The 661-nt window shown below is 32.1% G+C and carries 2 protein-coding genes; both read right to left on the reverse strand.

All coding sequences use genetic code 11. The features are described from left to right. The coding region (locus IAG46_RS17875) for a serine hydrolase (RefSeq protein ID WP_190811700.1) at positions 1 to 311 on the reverse strand (311 nt) is incomplete at its 3' end. Positions 312 to 467: 156 nt separating this feature from the next. Further along, positions 468 to 661 (reverse strand): hypothetical protein (locus IAG46_RS17880; protein WP_223826757.1); only part of this gene is annotated, 194 nt, incomplete at its 5' end.

The raw sequence follows: 661 nt of genomic DNA on the forward strand, positions 1-661 counted from the left end.
AGAACAGCTTTTGCGGCTACGGTGCCTAAAAATGTTTTTGTTACTGAGGCGATTTCATATATTGTAGAGTCGTTAGGCTGGTTTTTCTTTCCAATTTCAAGTTCTCCGTAATGTTTTGATAATTCAAATCCATCTTTTACTACGGCAATGGAAACAGAATGAAATCGCTCATCTTTTAGAAGGCTGATGGCATTTTCTTCAACAATTTTTGAAATTTTGTCTGGAGTATTTCCATACTTTCTTTCTTTTTTAGTGTCTTTACAACTGATTACAATTGCAGTTAATAAAATCCCAAAGAGTAGTTTGTTCATTTAAATTAGTTTGTTTTAAAATGGCACATATACAAAAGGTATTCCGAATAATATGATTATGCAATCCTTTGGTTGAACTTTAGTAACGGTCTCGGCTATTATTTTGGTGTGCCACAACCTCAATTAGTTATAGCCATCATATGTTAGATATTGGCTCTATAGTTCACTCTCTTTTAAGTCTTTAGCTAAACTTGCAATTTTTAATTTTTTATTCCGCTTTAAATATTCTAAATCAGCTGAATTGTCAATCATTAACTGACGGTTATAATAGTTTATATGTTCAAGAATTGCGAAAAAATTGGCTAACATTCCCCACAAAATCAAGTTTTCAGGTATAGTTCCCCAGTCAT

Origin of the sequence: Flagellimonas sp. S3867 (genome assembly GCF_014698935.1) — a bacterium.
Lineage (GTDB): Bacteria > Bacteroidota > Bacteroidia > Flavobacteriales > Flavobacteriaceae > Flagellimonas.